Genomic DNA, 15,692 nt, shown 5'->3' on the forward strand with positions numbered 1-15,692 from the left:
TTAAAACAGAGAAAAACACCAGCAATTGTCCCATTTGTATCAAAGAGGGAGAATTTCCTGGTGTTTTTTGGTGAAATCATATAATCAAAAATGCAAGAGAAAAGATAAAAAGTGCAAATTAATTGCGTAAAATTTTGGTATAATAAATTTTGTAAGCAGATGTTACTTCTCACAAGTTAAGAATATGAGGAGTACTTTTTAAAAGGCATTAGGACGGCGCTTTTACCGGCCTGATAAATGTCGGAAATTATAAGAAAGGGGGATACGAACATGCCAGATATTCGATTGACGAGAATTGACAATCGGCTGATTCATGGTCAGGTTGCAACGCAGTGGTGTGGTGTAGTAGGTGCAAACCTATTGCTGGTTGCAAATGACGCAGTTGCCGGGGATGAGTTCCGCCAGGGATTGATGAATATGGCTGCACCATCTTATGCGCAGACAAGGTTCTTCACTCTGGAGAAGACAATCAATATCATCCACAAAGCTTCTGCTAACCAGCATATTGCAATTATCTGCGAGACACCACAGGATGTGCTGAAGCTGGTTGAGGGTGGAGTGCCGATCAAGAAAGTAAACATCGGAAATATGCACATGGCTGATGGAAAGCGTCAGGTTGCGACATCAGTTGCGGTTAATGATGATGATGTTGCGGCTTTCAAGAAAATGCAGGAGTTAGGTGTGGAACTGGAAATTAAGCGTGTTCCGGATACACCGGCAGAGAGTATTGACAAATTATTTAAATAACTAGTTGGGTTTATTAGTTTATTGGAAAGGAGCAAACATGGGAGATATTACAATTATCCAGGCGATTCTGGTCTTCGTAGTTGCCTTTATCATGGGTATTGACCAGTTCAGCTTTTTAGAGTCTCTGTACCAGCCAATTGTAACCTGCCCGATTATCGGTGCAATCTTAGGTAACTTTGAGCTTGGTATCGTAGTAGGTGGTGCTTACCAGCTTATCCAAATCGGTAGTATGCCGATCGGTGGGGCACAGCCGCCAAATGCAATTATGGGAGGTATCATGGCAACCGTATTTGCTGTGTCTCTGAACATGGAAGCGACGGCGGATGGTGTCGGTGCAGCATTGGGACTCGCAATTCCATTTGCAGTATTTGGACAGTATGCAGTAACACTGACATTTACATTTATGTCAGGTATGATGGCAAAAGCGGATAAATATGCAGAGAATGCAGATGTAAAAGGTATCCGCAACATTAACTTCCTTGAGATGGGAGTTTTAGGTGTACTTTTTGGTGTATTGGCTGTAGCAGGTCTGTACGGCGGTACAGCGCTTGGCGATACATTGAAAGACTTTTCTTATCAGTTCTCATGGGTAATGGCAGGTTTGGATGCGGCAGGCGGAGCTATGAAGTTTGTCGGATTTGCTATCCTGATGAAGGTTATGATGTCCGGAGAAATGTGGGGATTCCTGCTCGCAGGCTTTGCAATGTCCCTGCTTTGCAGCTCAAATGCAGCGACATCTGGAGCAACCTTGATTCTTTGCGCATTCGTAGGCGTTGCAATTGCAATCTATGACTTTACAATGCAGACAAGAATTAAACAGAACGCGGGCGCAGGCGCCGGCTATGTAGGAGGTGACGAGGATGGCATATAATATTCCTGATAAATATCAAGACCTGACTCCGGCACCGCAGCTGGATAAGAAAACTCTGAATAAGATGGTTTGGCTTTCCTGTTTCCTGCAGGCATCCTTCAACTATGAGAGAATGCAGGCAGCAGGCTGGCTTTGGTCAATACTTCCGGGTCTTCAGAAGATACATACGAATAAAGAAGACTTGAAGGCGTCTATGGCGCATAACCTGGATTTTTTGAATACACATCCGTTCCTTGTAACATTTGTAATGGGTATCGTGTTATCACTTGAGCAGAATAAGGCGGACACACAGACGATTCGTTCCGTACGTATTTCTGCAGCAGGCCCTCTGGGCGGTATCGGTGATGCATTGTTCTGGCTGACATTGGTTCCTATTACGGCAGGATTGACAGCGAATATGGCGATGGAAGGGCAGATTATTGGTGCTATTCTCTTCCTGCTCATCTTCAACGTAGCACAGTTTGTCATCCGTTTTGCATTGATGTACTGGTCTTATGGACTGGGTACAAAAGCAGTTACTCTGCTGACATCTAACGCAAAAGAATTTACACGTGCTGCAAGTATCCTTGGTATTTTCGTAGTCGGCGGACTGATTGCTAACTATGGAAGCACTACAGTACGTATGATTGTAGGCGATACACAGATTAACATTCAGGGACTGTTAGACGGCGTACTGCCAAAATTGATCCCGTTGTTGATTACACTGGGAATCTATGCTCTGATTAAGAAGGGCTGGACACCGGTAAGATGTATCATTTTGATACTGGTAGTTGGTATCGTAGGATGTGCGTTTGGTATTTGGACAGGTGATTCTAAGGCAATGGATGCTGAGGGAAATACACTTCCAGGCGGATATACACCTCTTGTAGAGTGGTATGATTATCCGGAACCGGAGGCACCAGCGGAATAACTGTTCTTCTAAATGAAATAGTCTGCCGTTTTTGACGGCGGATAATCGGGAGGGGAGGGATTTTAATCCCCCCTCCCATTTACTTTTATACGGAAATCAGGTGGCTATTTGAATACAGTAACAATTTCGATTATAATCATTGCGGCCGTGGGGTATTTTGTTTTCCAAGGCATAAAAAATTTCCAGCTGCACAGTATGGATGTTGCGCTTCGTAAGAAGGACAGTGATATGGTAGAACGGGTAGCGGATATGGGTATGTCTCGAAGATTATTGGGTGAATATGTCTGTGATTTGTACAAATTGAGGGTATATTATATAGCCAAAGAGCATGAAAAATTTGAAAAGATGCTTCGATATATGATAGAGACAAAATATCGGGATCCTGCAGATAAAAAGAGCTTTCTGGAAGTATATTTTCATACATTTTTGATAAAAGGAAACCGTAAATATGCAGACTGGCTTCTGGAAGAGATAAAGAATACGAAGGAGCCTGCTTTCATTCATTACAATGAGATGGCGTATGCTGTCATGCTGGATGAAAGAAATGACCTGATAGATGAGATGGTGGAGGAGATTAATTCCAAGAAGTATTATGGATTTGCGCTTGGCGTAATTCTGTTTATGGTGGCAAAGCAATATTCTTATCTGAATGATAAGAAAAATGCAATAGCATATTATCAAAGTGCAAAAGCGTGCTTTCATCCAAGGTCTGTTTATATGCCTGTTGTTGACAGATGTCTCAGAGAGGAAAATACAGACGGGGAACATGCTTTAGAGTAGGAGAGATAGAATGATTGGATTATTAGTAACAGGACATGCAAATTTTGGTTCAGGTATGACAAGTTCCGTGAATTTGATTGCAGGGGAACAGGAAGCATATCGTTATGTTGATTTTTTGCCGACGTACAGTACAGAAGATTTGACGCGTGAGCTTACGAAGGCGATGGATGAGTTAAAGGATTGCGAAGGAATTATATTATTTACAGACTTGATGGGAGGAACGCCGTTTAATGTGGCAGCCCAGCTTGGACATGGAAAAGACAATGTCAGGATTATAGCCGGAACAAATCTGCCGATGTTGGTGGAGATCGTCATGTCCAGAAAGTTTATGGATGATTTGGACAGACTGGTAGATTCAGTTCTGGAGACAGGAAAAGAACAAGTGACAAAATATGAATTCAAGCAGGTAGTACAGGAAGAGTCGGAGGACGGTATCTAATCTGCATACTATAAAAAATATTCTGCTGCTATGTAAGGCGGCTCAAAAAAGGAGAAAGGAAAAGAAAATGAGCAAGATTTTTGATGTGACTGAGGAAAAGATGAAAGAAACTTCCTCAACATTTACTCTTACAGAGATTTATCAACAGCCCGCAACATGGGAGAAAACATGCAAACAGATTGAAGCGGAGAAGGACGCAATCCAGAAATTCATTGATCAGGTAATTACCTGTGAAGACTTTGATGTGATTTTGACTGGAGCAGGGACAAGCGAGTTTGTCGGAAATGCGTTGTTCCCACATCTGGCGGGTGTTTTAAACCATAAAGCAAAATCTTATGGGACAACCGACATTGTGGCAACGCCGGAGGCGTATTTGTCTCGGGAAAAACCTACATTGTTAATCAGTTTCGGGCGTTCTGGAAATTCACCGGAGTCAGTGGGGGCCATTGACGTTGCAGAGAGTGTGTGCGATAATATTTACCATCTGTTTATCACATGTAATAAGGACGGCGCTTTATCTAAAAGAGCTGCTGTAACAGAGAATTGCTATGCAATCAATTTGACACCGGAAACGCACGATCAGAGCTTTGCGATGACATCTAGTTACTCGAATATGTATTTGGCAGCGTATCTTTGCTTCCATTTAGGAGAACTTGATAAAGTGTTGGAAGAAGTACGGAAGATTGCGGCAGCAGGGCAGAATTTCCTGGACAGTAAATTCGAAATTGCGCAGAAAATTGTAGGAGAGTATGATTTCAACAGGATTGTTTACCTGGGAAGTAATACTTTAAAAGGAACAGCACAGGAATCAGCATTAAAAATGCTGGAACTGACAGCGGGAAAAGTGGTAACAATGTATGATACCCCGATGGGATTCCGCCACGGGCCAAAATCGATCATTGATGACAATACAATTACAGTCGTGTATTTAAGTGATGATGCGTATACAAGACAGTATGAAATCGATTTGATCAAAGAAATGAGTGGCCAGCGCAAAGGAAATAAAATCGTGGCAGTAATGAGCCGGCAGGACGATGAGGTCGCTGCTCTGGTTGATTACGCAGCTGTATATGAACTTGATGGAAAGACAGAAAATGTGCTGCTTGGACTGGACTATATTTTATTCGCACAGACACTGGCAGTGCTGAAATCGCTGTCCATGTCAATTACACCGGATAATCCGTGCCCAACAGGAGAGGTAAACAGAGTGGTGAAGGGAGTAACTCTTTATCCATATACAAGAAAATAGGAAATAGAAAAAATAAGAACATGGTTTGCTTTTTGGCAAACCATGTTCTGACAAGGAGGAAGAAACAGCAATTATGAATTGGGAAGTCATTGGATGGAGTTGTGTGACTGTAGGTGTTCTGATAGGAATATGTGCGATTGTACTCACCTTTATTTCTTCGCGGAATATGAAAAAGAACCGAGAAGCAATGCGAAAGCTGCAAGAAGGAATCAAGGTCGGGGCAAGGATCATGTTTGCAGGCGGTATTTATGGAAAAATTGTAAAAATTAAAGATGACCTGATTGATGTGGAAATCAATAAAACTACGGTGGTGCAAATATCACGCTATAGTATTCAAAATGTGATCGAATAATCCGCATAAAAACGTATCAGAGCTCTTCAGGAGGTGAGCTCTGGCTATCCATTATTTTTTTAACATAGGCGCTTGGCGTAATATTGAAATACTTTTTGAAAAGTCGGGAAAAATAGTGGATAGAGCTAAAGCCAAGCATATAAGCAATCTCACTGATTGTATACTGATTCTCCCGAATCAGTTCTTTGCTTTTCTGCAGCTTGATGTTAAGCAGATAGTTTTTGGGAGAACTGTTTAAATGGGTTTTAAACAGTGCCTGCAGAGAAGAGCGTGATATATAAAACTCATGGCAGATTTCCTCTATGGTAATTGGTTCATCGATACGCTTATTCATATATGCAAGAATTTCGGACAGTAAATCATTCATATGAGATTTACTGTCGGAGAACAATGCCTTGTGGTTAATGGTTTCATAAAACTGCATAAGCAGCATGAGTGCTTCCTGTAAATAGCAGACCATAAGGGTACGGGTATAATATGAATTTGCAAAGCTTTCAATCAAAAGCTTCCATAAAATCTGCTGTAATTCACTGGTGCAATGGAAGGTTTGATTCAAGATATGCAGAGGTTTTCGTTGATTTACATCAAAAATTGTGGTTAAATACGAACAGGTAGATTTGATGTCTACGGTTGCCGCATCGGATTTAAATAATATCAGATCATGCGGCTGAAGTGTATAGATGCCGCGTGAGAGAGTAATATCCAGAGTGCCTTCATATACGTAGATGAGTTCATATGATTTATGGGCTCTTTTAGATATACGGCATGGTTCCATCTGATTGGTAAACCAGCAGTCCAAAATTCTGCGGACGTGAAAAGGCGAGGACACCGGCTGATATGTATAGGGTGTCGGAAGCGGAACCGTGCAGGGCTCCCCCTGGGAGGAGATAAGAGTCCAGGTAAATGGGGTGGAAAGAGGAATCAGATTGAAATACATGTTGGGATTGATTTTTATGTAGTGCCGTATGGGAAATGTTTTTAGATCCTCCATATCAGGCGAGCTGGCGATTAAAAGCATCGAAAGACCCTGTGTACATTCAATATATGTCTCACAGGAGAAAACAAAAAGACGTTCTATCTTTTTAGAATTGGATGTGATTTCCTGACGAATAAGGTTGTGCTTTTCGACATCAACTGGTTCGTCATAAAAGGTTCCAAAAGGTTCGAAGCTATGGTCAGCTATTTGATTTATCATGTTCAAAATCCCCCGTATTATATGGATTATGCAGTTCATTATAATAGAAAATTATAGTATAACTGCCGGTAAAAATCAAGGTTTCAAACATCTGTCGCGGCAGCGGCGGTGCAGCGTATCTTTAGCTTATAAAAGACAGGAGGAAGGATTATGATTATCCAAAGTAAGAAGGTCTGGATGGCAGACCAGTTTGTGGCAGCACAGATAGAAATGAAAGATGGAAAGATTACAAATCTATACGAATATGGAAAGTATCCAGTAGATTATGATTATGGAAATGACTGGATTCTGCCGGGATTCATCGACGTACACTGCCATGGAGCATACGGGTTTGATACGAATGATGCACAGGAAGAAGGTCTGCGCTATTGGGTGAAAAATATTGTGTCAGAAGGGGTTACTGCGCTTCTTCCGACAACGATTACACAGAGTGAAGAGGTTCTTATAGAAGCGCTTAAAAATGTTGCCAGGGTAGTGGAGAAAGGCTATACGGGCGCTGAAATTTTAGGAGTTCATTTCGAAGGGCCATTTCTGGATATGAAGTATAAAGGTGCGCAGCCAGAGCAGTTTATCCGGAAACCTACAGTAGAACAGTTTAAGAAGTATCAAAAAGCAGCGAAAGGTTTGATCAAATATATTACAATGGCGACAGAAACAGATGAGGATTTCGCGTTGACTAGATACTGTGCAGAGCATGGAGTGGTAGTCAGCATCGGTCATTCTGCAGCTACAAGTGAGCAGGCGATCCAGGCATTTGCACATGGAGCAAGAACAATGACACATGTTTACAATGGAATGACTCCATTTAACCATCGCGCAAACGGGCTGGTGGGAGCTGCGTATCGCATGAAGAGTATGTATGGGGAGATTATCTGTGATGGAAACCATTCTACGCCTGCTGCGCTTCATCAGTTCTTTGAGGCAAAGGGGCCACATTATGGCGTGATGGTAAGTGATGCTCTGATGGCAAAGGGAAAGCCGGTCGGATCAAAATTTTTGTTTGGAGGTAATGAGATTGAGATTTATCCAGATGGAAGCGCTCATTTGACGTCTACAAAAGGGCTTGCGGGCTCTACTTTGCGTATCAATGACGGACTGCGAATTTTGATAGAAGAGGCACTTGTGCCTGTAGATACAGCCATCAATTCTTGTACAAAAAATCCGGCTTCATGTCTGCACATCGATGACCGGAAAGGTTCTATCAAAGTGGGGATGGATGCCGACATAGTCGTTCTGGATCGGGACTATCGCGTGCTTGAAACATACTGTATGGGAAAAGCTATGCTGGAAAAAGAAGCATAAATAAACAAAAGATATGGAAGAGAAGATAAATGGGGAAGAAAAAGAATTCAAAACCAGCGGAAAAAATCCGCTTGTCAGGCAGAAATATTTATACAGATAAAAGAAAACGTACAATCTATTATGATTTTGTGACAAAGCAGGGGTATTTGATAGAGAAGAAAAATGAAAATTCTGCATTGTTTTATAAGAATCGTTTTGTTGTGATTCTCTTTGCGGCAATCTTGTTTGGCGCTACTTTTTTGACAGTGCTTCAGGCAGTGATAGCAGGCGCGGTTATGCTGGCTTTGGCGGAGATTGCGTTCAGGCGCTCTTTTCTGAAGAAACTCGAACCTGTCACAGATGTAGATTTTGAAAAAAGAGTTTCTGCACTTGAGTATATCGTCACAAGGAAGGAAAAAAGCAGAGTGATTGCTCTGGCTGTTTTATACCTGGTATTCGCGGTCTTAGTCCTGCTGAATGCATATCAGGAAGAATATGGGACAGGGCTGCTCATATTCAGCGCATGCCTTGCTATAGTAGGTGTATACTTTAGTGTTCTTCATATAATTGCGCTGATAAAAATAAATAAAAAAGAAAAGAAAAAAAGAAGATAAAATTAAATGACGAAATATAAATTTAACTGACAAAATGCATTCCTTGTCTGTTAAAAAAATTTTAATAGAAGGTACGCAAAAAACACTGTATCAGAACACAGGGCAGGACCCGCTTTACCTCATCCGTTCGAGTGGTTCTAAGCACAAAGCATCTGTGTGTCCATTGGAACACGCAGATGCTTTGTGCTTAGAACCACTCGAACTGTATTCGGAACGCTCCTTGTCAATGCCCTGCTTATCTGATACAGTGTTTTTTGCTGTCACTTTCAGTCAGAAGTTTTTACCTTGCCATTCGGAAGGCACCTTGTTAGTTAAATTTTATAAAAAAGAAATCGGCTTCACGCTGTTATGCATTTCCAATCGGAAGTAGTATAGATACTTCTAATTGAAGGGCTGGAACAACGTGAAGCCGTTCTCTTTTTTATGAATTTCAGTTAGGGCGCCACCTTCCTATAGACGAAGGGAAAACTTCTGACTGGGAGTCTGTAGCAGCGTGAAACCGGTTCTGTTCTGTCTGAAATTGTGAATTTAATTGGGGAAGAACGTAAGCATAAAGAGAAGGCAGTGCATAAGCAGGGAATTTTAAGCGGAGCGTGGTAGATATAGATTGTTCTGTTTGTTAAGTGGGAAGCATGGAGTTCCAATGGACGATATGCTTCTTCACTGTTACAAACATTCAATCGGATTTACCACAGTGGAGCCCTGACCTGCGTTGCACTGCCTTCTCTTTTTGCGTACCATTCTTTCGTCAATTAAATTTATATTTTATTTATTTCGGATGACTGCATTGTATAGTAAAGCAATTCTTTATAGTAAGCGCGATTGCTGAATATAATCCCTTGATAAAAGGAATCAATGATAACCAATTCTGCAACACGTCTATTGACGCTATCTCTGCCGATAGTTGTATCTATTGAAGAAATAAACAGACTAATATCAGAATATTTGACGAGAGGAGAGCGACCGGTCTGGGTAATACAGATCACAAATCCCCCCTGTTCTTTTGCTAATTTTACTGAATTGACTACATTTTGTGAGCGACCGCTGCTTGAGATTGCAATTGCCACATCTTCTTTGGTCATGCGAAGGGCGGTTTCATATTGATATACGACATCTGAACAAACAACCGTATGCAGACCTAAACGGCTGAATTTGGCATGAGCATAACTGCAGCTTGACAGAGCATCACCTGTAGCGAAGAGATAAATGTTTTTGGCGTCAAGAATTTTTTGTAGCGCAATTTCGTATTCATCTGTCATTAAAAGCTGAGTGTTTTCTAGCGTTCGGATGATTCCTTGAATCGTTTTGGAACAAATGGCTTTCATATTGTCCTGTTCGGTAACAATTTCTGGCAACTCTGCCTCTTCCTCTTCTATAGAAGCAAGGGCAAAAGCCTGCCTTAACTGGATAAAATTTGTAAATCCGAGACGCTTACATAAACGCAGAACAGTAGCCTCACTGACTCCGGTTTCCTGTGAAAGTACTGCAAGAGTCATATCGGCAATCTGTCCCATATTTTTTTGCATATATTCTGCAAGTTTCTTTTCAGCGCGTGGCAAAGAAGGAAGTAAAAATTGAAGTTTTACCTGTGTTTTATTCATATGCGGCTCCTATAAATAATTTTATTTTTGTGTGAAATATTCATCAAAACAATATATATACTATATTATAAATAAAATATTTTCTTTAATCAAATAAAAAGTAAAACTTTCAAAAATATAAAATTAAAAAAGAGTAATAAATATGGAAAAATATGTAATAAATATAAAAAAATAAATTTATACAAAATATTATATGCAAAATACACAAAAAAATCAAGAATTATAAGAGGAAATTCACAAATTTACTTCTTTTTTAAAAATAAATATTGAAGTATATATGACAAGATGATATATTGTGATTAACAAAATAATATAAGTACAGGGAGGTAGTACGATGAAGAAAAGGCAAATACTCTTGGCAACGATTATGGTAACATGCATGGCGCTCTGCGGATGCTCTGGTGGAACGAAAGAAGCAGAGGACAAGTCAGAGACAACTCAGTCATCAGAAAAAAGTACAGATTCTGAAGGAGGACTTGAAGGGAAGAAAATTGGCGTTGCATTTATGAAATCAGATCCGTTTATGGTACCCCTGGCTCAGAGCATGAAGGATGTATGTGAAGAAAATGGAATGGAGCTTATCGAATATTATGCGGATAATGATATTGAAACGCAGATTTCACAGTGTGATGACCTATTACAGCAGGATATTGATGGATTGATTGTAATGCCTGTTGATTATGAAGGAATTACTCCTGCATTGGAAGCCGCGGAAAAAGCGGGGGTTCCGGTTGTATCTGTTGACGCGGAAGCTGCCGCAAAAGAAAAAACAATTGCGTACATAGCATCGGACAATTATAAAGCAGGACAGCTTTGCGCAGAAAATGTATTGGAAACTTTAGATGGGGGCAAAGTTGTTATTTTAAGCCATCCGGAGATTAAGTGTACGATTGACAGACAGGCGGGCTTTGAGGAAACCCTTGCTCAGAATGAAAATTTTGAAATTATTGCAGAACAGCCATGCAAAGGATTGATGGATCAGGCGATGAATGCGATGGACAATATTATACAGGCAAATCCAGATATAGATGTTGTGTTTGCTATAAATGATGGTTCGTCGCAGGGTGCTATTGCATCTTTGCAGGCAGCAGGAATGATTGACGATGTGCAGGTATATGGAATCGATGGACAGCAACAACAAGCGGATTATATTATGGAAGGTCTGCTTACGGCAGAAGCGGCTCAGCGGCCTTATGATATGGGAAAAGGTGCGGCTGAATTATTGATTAAACATTTTAATGGTGAGCCATATGAATATGAGAATCTTCTGGATGTAGATTTGATTACAGAAGAAAATGCTGCTGATTATGAAGGCTTTTAATTGCTGAAAGGAGACCAAACTATGGCTGTTGTACTATTAGAAGCGAAAGGAGTTTCTAAATCCTTTCCAGGCGTAAAAGCGCTTGACAAAGTAGATTTGGTAATACATGAAGGTGAAGTACATGGGCTGATAGGTGAAAACGGAGCTGGTAAAAGCACAATTATTAAAATCCTCGCGGGTGTGTATACACCCGACGAGGGCTCCATCACATTTCAGGGAGAGAATCTTGGCGCAGGAAACATTGAAAATATGTTGAATAGAGGAATCAGCATAATTTATCAAGAGTTATGTCTGGTTCCATATTTAAAAGTATATGAAAATATTATGCTGGGAAATGAACCATGTAAAAGAGGTATATATTCTGCCAAGGAGGCAAAAAGAAGGGCGGCACAGATTGTCGAGAAAATCGGAATTGATTTGCCGTTGGAAGCAGAAACAGGAAAGCTAGATATTGCGGTACAGCAAATGGTAGAGATTGCAAAGGCTCTATCAAGAAATTCCAAACTGATTATCATGGATGAACCTACATCATCGCTGACAAATAGAGAAGTAGAAAAATTATATAAAATAATAGAAAATCTGAAAAAACAGAATATTTCTGTTTTATTTGTATCACATAAATTAGAAGAGATACAGGAAATATGCGATCGCATCACTGTTTTTCGAGACGGACAGTTTATCGAGACAAGAGATACGAAAGGCTTAAGTAGAGATGAGATGGTATATTCCATGGTTGGAAGAGAGATAACCAATTATTATACAACAACACATGTACCGACAAAAGAAAAGATTTTAGAAGTTAGAAATCTGGGGAAAAAGGGGATGTTAAGGAACGTCAGTTTTGAACTGTATAAAGGGGAGGTGCTTGGATTTGCAGGATTGATAGGAGCAGGAAGAAGTGAGATGGCACAAATTTTATTTGGGCTATATACTTCGGATGAGGGAGAGATACTCGTAAATGGAAAAAAGCGTGTGTTTCATAATCCCAGTGAAGCGGTGAATGCAGGTATAGCAATGGTTCCGGAAAACAGAAAGGAGCAAGGGATAATTCCACAGATGGGAGTGGGATATAATATCACTCTCAGTGTGTTAAAGCAGTTTATAAAATATGCGCGGGTCAATAAGAACAGAGAAAAATCTATTATTGATAAATATTTTACTTCGCTTAGGATTAAAGCCTCTTCCTCTGAACAGATCATCAGTAATCTCAGTGGAGGAAACCAACAAAAAGCAATTTTTGGAAGATGGCTTGCGACAAATCCGCAGATATTGATTTTGGATGAACCGACAAGAGGGATAGATATAGGTGCCAAGACAGAAATCTATTCGATTATTGATGAACTGGCAAAGCAAGGGGTCGCGATTATTATGATTTCTTCAGAGCTTCCTGAAGTAATGAATACAAGTGACAGAATTGTTGTTATGAAGCATGGTACGGTATCAGCGACGCTCAATAAAGAAGATTTTTCACAAGAGAAGATTATGCATAACAGTTTATAGGAGAAAATTATGACGGAAAAGAATTTGATAAACAGGACGGTAAAACCTGGAGCAGATTATGTCAGAAGAAATTCTGGAATACTGATTGGGTTGTTAGTGATGGTTATAATAGTAAGCCTTATATCGGATAATTTTTTGAAAACCTCTAATATTTTGAATGTTTTCAGACAGATTTCCACGAATGCATTTTTAGCGTTTGGAATGACTTTTGTAATTTTAACAGGAGGAATTGACTTAAGTGTAGGGTCTGTTTTAGCATTTTCGGGTGTATTTACAGCATATGCGCTGGCGAACTGGCAACTACCGTTGTGGGTTGTTATTGGAGTTGCTTTGTTCCTAAGTGTAGCAGTAGGAATATTTAATGGAGCAGTTTCTGCAATTACAGGAATAGCGCCTTTTGTGGTTACCCTATCGACGCAGACGATATTCCAGGGAGTTGCTAAACTGATCTCAAATGGAATGCCTATACGCGTTACGGAACAGACACTGGTTCAGATAGGAACCGGATATGTTGGACCGATAGCCCTTCCGATTATCTATACTATTGTCATCATGTTTATATGCTTTCTTCTATTAAATAAGACAAAATTTGGGAGAAATGTATATGCGATTGGTGGAAATAGAATGGCGGCCAAATTTGCCGGAATAAAAATGATTCGTACAGAGGTGATTGTGTATGCTATTTCAGGTTTTTTATCCGGTGCAGCAGGGATTGTATTGGCAGGACGGTTGTCAGCAGGTTCGCCAAATACGGGGGATGGATACGAGCTTGATGCGATTGCAGCGGTAGTATTAGGAGGAGCTAGCTTCACTGGAGGAGTTGGAACCATTGGAGGAACATTATTAGGTGTAATCGTGATCGGTGTGCTTAATAATGGACTAAATATGTTGAACGTATCTTCGTTTTGGCAGTATGTTGCAAAGGGAATTGTAATCTTTTTGGCAGTTTTAGCGGATGTTATTAGAAAGAAAAACCAAGAAAAGAAAAAAATAAAAATTCAACTTGAAAAGAAGGGGTAAAATGATGAAATTAACAACCCAGGAATTAGAACAGAAGGCAAAAGAGATTAGAAGAGTATGCTTGGAATTGGCAAAAATTGCAGACAGTGAAGGTGCACATGTAGGACCAGCCCTTTCTTTTGCAGACATTGCGGCAGTTCTTTATTTCGACGCTATGACATATAAACCAGAAGAACCAGACTGGGAAGAAAGGGATAGGTTTATTTTGAGTAAGGGGCATGGTGTTTTAGGGCTGTATGCACCGCTGATTGTACAAGGTATGATCAGTAGAGAAGAGATGCGAACCTTTAACCACGACTTTACAAGACTGGCAGGACATCCGAGTGGAAAGGGACTAAAAGGGATAGAACATCCGGCTGGTTCATTGGGACATGGCTTGTCGGTTTCGTGTGGAATTGCATATGATGCCAAAGTGAATAAAAAAACATATCACACCTATGTCCTTTTAGGAGACGGAGAAAATGGAGAGGGGAGCGTATGGGAGGCAGTTATGTTTGCAGCAGAGCACGGGCTGGATAATCTGACTGCTATAGTAGATGCGAATGGATACCAATATGGTGGTGTTGTGGATAAATGGGATCACTGGGACAATCTGGCAGAGAAATGGAAAGCATTTGGCTGGAATGTAAAGATAGTAGACGGGCACGATATAGAGGAGTTAAGGGAGGCTTTGGACAAAACAAAAAGGAAAACGAACTATCCGACCTGCGTGATTGCTAAGACAATAAAAGGAAAAGGGATCGCTGAGGCAGAAAACAATAATAACTGGCATCATATTAAGTTAAGTGAAACGGAGTATTGTACGGCTATGAAGGAGCTTGAATAATATGAATAATTTTGAAATTAATAGAGAAAATGTGAAAAATTGGAATATAAAAGAAAGACCTTTTTTCGGTCAGTTGGTAGAATATATAGCCGAGCAGAATGAAAATGTATATTTTGTTGTCGCTGATTCTGGCCAGGCATGCAGATGTTGTGGGTTTAAAAGTGCAAAAAAGCGATTTGTAGAATGTGGAATAAGTGAACAAAATATGATCGGAGTGGCAGCGGGGTTAGCAAGAAATAAAAAGAAGCCGATTGCATTTGCGTTTGCGCCATTTGCTACAGAACGCTGTTTTGAGCAGATTAAAGTAGATGTAGCGTACAGTGGACTTCCGGTTATTATTGTAGGGGGCGATTCTGGTGTAGGAATGGGAACACAGGGAGTTACTCATTTTGGCTGGGAAGATATTGGGGTTATGACGTCTCTTCCGAGTATTACTGTTTTAAGTCCGGCTGACAATAGCGAAATGATAAAATGTTTAAAAGCGGCACTAAAGGCAAATAGCCCGGTTTATATCCGTCTTGGGGGCGGCATACCAGAAGTGATATATGAAGAAGAATATGATTTTCAGATTGGAAAAGCGATTGAACTAAACGAAGGGAAGCATTTGTATTTTATTGCTACAGGAACTATGGTAGCGGCAGCAAGAAAGGCAGCTGGCATTTTACAGAAAAAGGGGATAGAGGCAGGAGTTGTTGATATGCATACAATCAAACCACTCGATACAGAGATAATTCGGCACTGTGCAGAAAAAACAGGCGCGATTGTGACATTAGAGGAACATTCTATACAGAACGGAATGGGCTCCATGATTGCTAATTATTTAATGGACGCGGAAATAGGATGTAGATTCTTGAAGATAGGACTTCCAGATGAATATCCACATACCGTTTCTACTTATAAAACGTTTTTAGAGATATATGGATTGACTCCACAGGCTATTGCAGACAGAACAAAAGATTTTTTGTCGAAAAAGATATAGTGGAAAG

The 15,692-nt window shown here is 40.4% G+C and carries 16 protein-coding genes; 14 read left to right on the forward strand and 2 right to left on the reverse strand.

From position 1 onward, the window contains the following. Window positions 1-270: 270 nt before the first annotated feature. The 7 genes from agaV (at window position 271) to yajC (ending at window position 5,348) form a co-directional block, all read left to right on the forward strand. Window positions 271-747, forward strand: a complete 477-nt coding sequence (gene agaV, locus ACZ5C4_RS06475) for a PTS N-acetylgalactosamine transporter subunit IIB (protein ID WP_464520270.1) — start codon at window positions 271-273, stop codon at window positions 745-747. Window positions 748-784: 37 nt separating this feature from the next. Further along, window positions 785-1,618 carry a PTS mannose/fructose/sorbose/N-acetylgalactosamine transporter subunit IIC gene (locus tag ACZ5C4_RS06480; RefSeq protein WP_464520271.1) on the forward strand — a complete coding sequence of 278 codons (834 nt, stop codon included), beginning with the start codon at window positions 785-787 and terminating at the stop codon, window positions 1,616-1,618. After that, window positions 1,608-2,528, forward strand: a complete 921-nt coding sequence (locus ACZ5C4_RS06485) for a PTS system mannose/fructose/sorbose family transporter subunit IID (protein ID WP_464520272.1) — start codon at window positions 1,608-1,610, stop codon at window positions 2,526-2,528. Before ACZ5C4_RS06480 ends, ACZ5C4_RS06485 begins: the two co-directional genes overlap by 11 nt. A 108-nt stretch (window positions 2,529-2,636) precedes the next feature. Then, window positions 2,637-3,308: a hypothetical protein gene (locus tag ACZ5C4_RS06490; RefSeq protein WP_186875156.1), complete on the forward strand. Its 672-nt coding sequence runs from the start codon at window positions 2,637-2,639 to the stop codon at window positions 3,306-3,308. Window positions 3,309-3,318: 10 nt separating this feature from the next. After that, a complete protein-coding gene (gene agaF / locus ACZ5C4_RS06495) occupies window positions 3,319-3,747 on the forward strand; it encodes a PTS galactosamine/N-acetylgalactosamine transporter subunit IIA (protein ID WP_464520273.1) in 429 nt (142 codons plus the stop codon). 67 nt (window positions 3,748-3,814) lie between these two features. Continuing rightward, entirely contained in the window at window positions 3,815-4,996 is a 1,182-nt protein-coding gene (locus ACZ5C4_RS06500; protein ID WP_464520274.1) for an SIS domain-containing protein, read from the forward strand. A 73-nt stretch (window positions 4,997-5,069) separates the two neighbouring features. Next, window positions 5,070-5,348, forward strand: a complete 279-nt coding sequence (yajC, locus tag ACZ5C4_RS06505) for a preprotein translocase subunit YajC (protein WP_464520275.1) — start codon at window positions 5,070-5,072, stop codon at window positions 5,346-5,348. 16 nt (window positions 5,349-5,364) lie between these two features. Here the strand turns inward: yajC and ACZ5C4_RS06510 are convergent, their stop codons facing one another. Continuing rightward, complete coding sequence (locus ACZ5C4_RS06510; RefSeq protein WP_464520276.1) at window positions 5,365-6,543, reverse strand: AraC family transcriptional regulator; 1,179 nt, start codon at window positions 6,541-6,543, stop codon at window positions 5,365-5,367. Between the two features lie 150 nt (window positions 6,544-6,693). Here ACZ5C4_RS06510 and nagA point away from each other — a divergent pair, with 150 nt between their 5' ends. Together nagA and ACZ5C4_RS06520 are read left to right on the forward strand one after the other, a co-directional pair. Continuing rightward, window positions 6,694-7,845 (forward strand): N-acetylglucosamine-6-phosphate deacetylase, encoded by a 1,152-nt coding sequence (nagA, locus tag ACZ5C4_RS06515; protein WP_464520277.1) that lies wholly within the window; start codon window positions 6,694-6,696, stop codon window positions 7,843-7,845. A 29-nt stretch (window positions 7,846-7,874) separates the two neighbouring features. Further along, window positions 7,875-8,438: a hypothetical protein gene (locus ACZ5C4_RS06520; RefSeq protein WP_186875150.1), complete on the forward strand. Its 564-nt coding sequence runs from the start codon at window positions 7,875-7,877 to the stop codon at window positions 8,436-8,438. A gap of 758 nt (window positions 8,439-9,196) precedes the next feature. Here ACZ5C4_RS06520 and ACZ5C4_RS06525 read toward each other — a convergent pair. Next, window positions 9,197-10,039, reverse strand: coding sequence for a MurR/RpiR family transcriptional regulator (locus ACZ5C4_RS06525; RefSeq protein ID WP_464520278.1), 843 nt, complete (start codon window positions 10,037-10,039; stop codon window positions 9,197-9,199). A 334-nt stretch (window positions 10,040-10,373) separates the two neighbouring features. Between ACZ5C4_RS06525 and ACZ5C4_RS06530 the strand changes: the two genes are divergently transcribed. Genes ACZ5C4_RS06530 through ACZ5C4_RS06550 form a run of 5 tightly spaced genes read left to right on the forward strand, consistent with a single transcriptional unit; the run spans window position 10,374 to window position 15,685 of the window. Then, window positions 10,374-11,360 carry a substrate-binding domain-containing protein gene (locus ACZ5C4_RS06530; RefSeq protein WP_464520279.1) on the forward strand — a complete coding sequence of 329 codons (987 nt, stop codon included), beginning with the start codon at window positions 10,374-10,376 and terminating at the stop codon, window positions 11,358-11,360. Between the two features lie 21 nt (window positions 11,361-11,381). After that, complete coding sequence (locus ACZ5C4_RS06535; protein ID WP_186875147.1) at window positions 11,382-12,860, forward strand: sugar ABC transporter ATP-binding protein; 1,479 nt, start codon at window positions 11,382-11,384, stop codon at window positions 12,858-12,860. A gap of 9 nt (window positions 12,861-12,869) precedes the next feature. Further along, window positions 12,870-13,880, forward strand: coding sequence for an ABC transporter permease (locus tag ACZ5C4_RS06540; protein ID WP_464520280.1), 1,011 nt, complete (start codon window positions 12,870-12,872; stop codon window positions 13,878-13,880). 1 nt (window position 13,881) lies between these two features. Beyond that, complete coding sequence (locus tag ACZ5C4_RS06545; RefSeq protein WP_464520281.1) at window positions 13,882-14,706, forward strand: transketolase; 825 nt, start codon at window positions 13,882-13,884, stop codon at window positions 14,704-14,706. A 1-nt stretch (window position 14,707) separates the two neighbouring features. Next, the gene (locus ACZ5C4_RS06550; RefSeq protein ID WP_464520282.1) at window positions 14,708-15,685 is read left to right on the forward strand and encodes a transketolase family protein; all 978 of its coding nucleotides are present in this window, start codon (window positions 14,708-14,710) and stop codon (window positions 15,683-15,685) included. Window positions 15,686-15,692 lie beyond the last annotated feature (7 nt).

The sequence above is a fragment of the Mediterraneibacter flintii genome, from assembly GCF_055387595.1.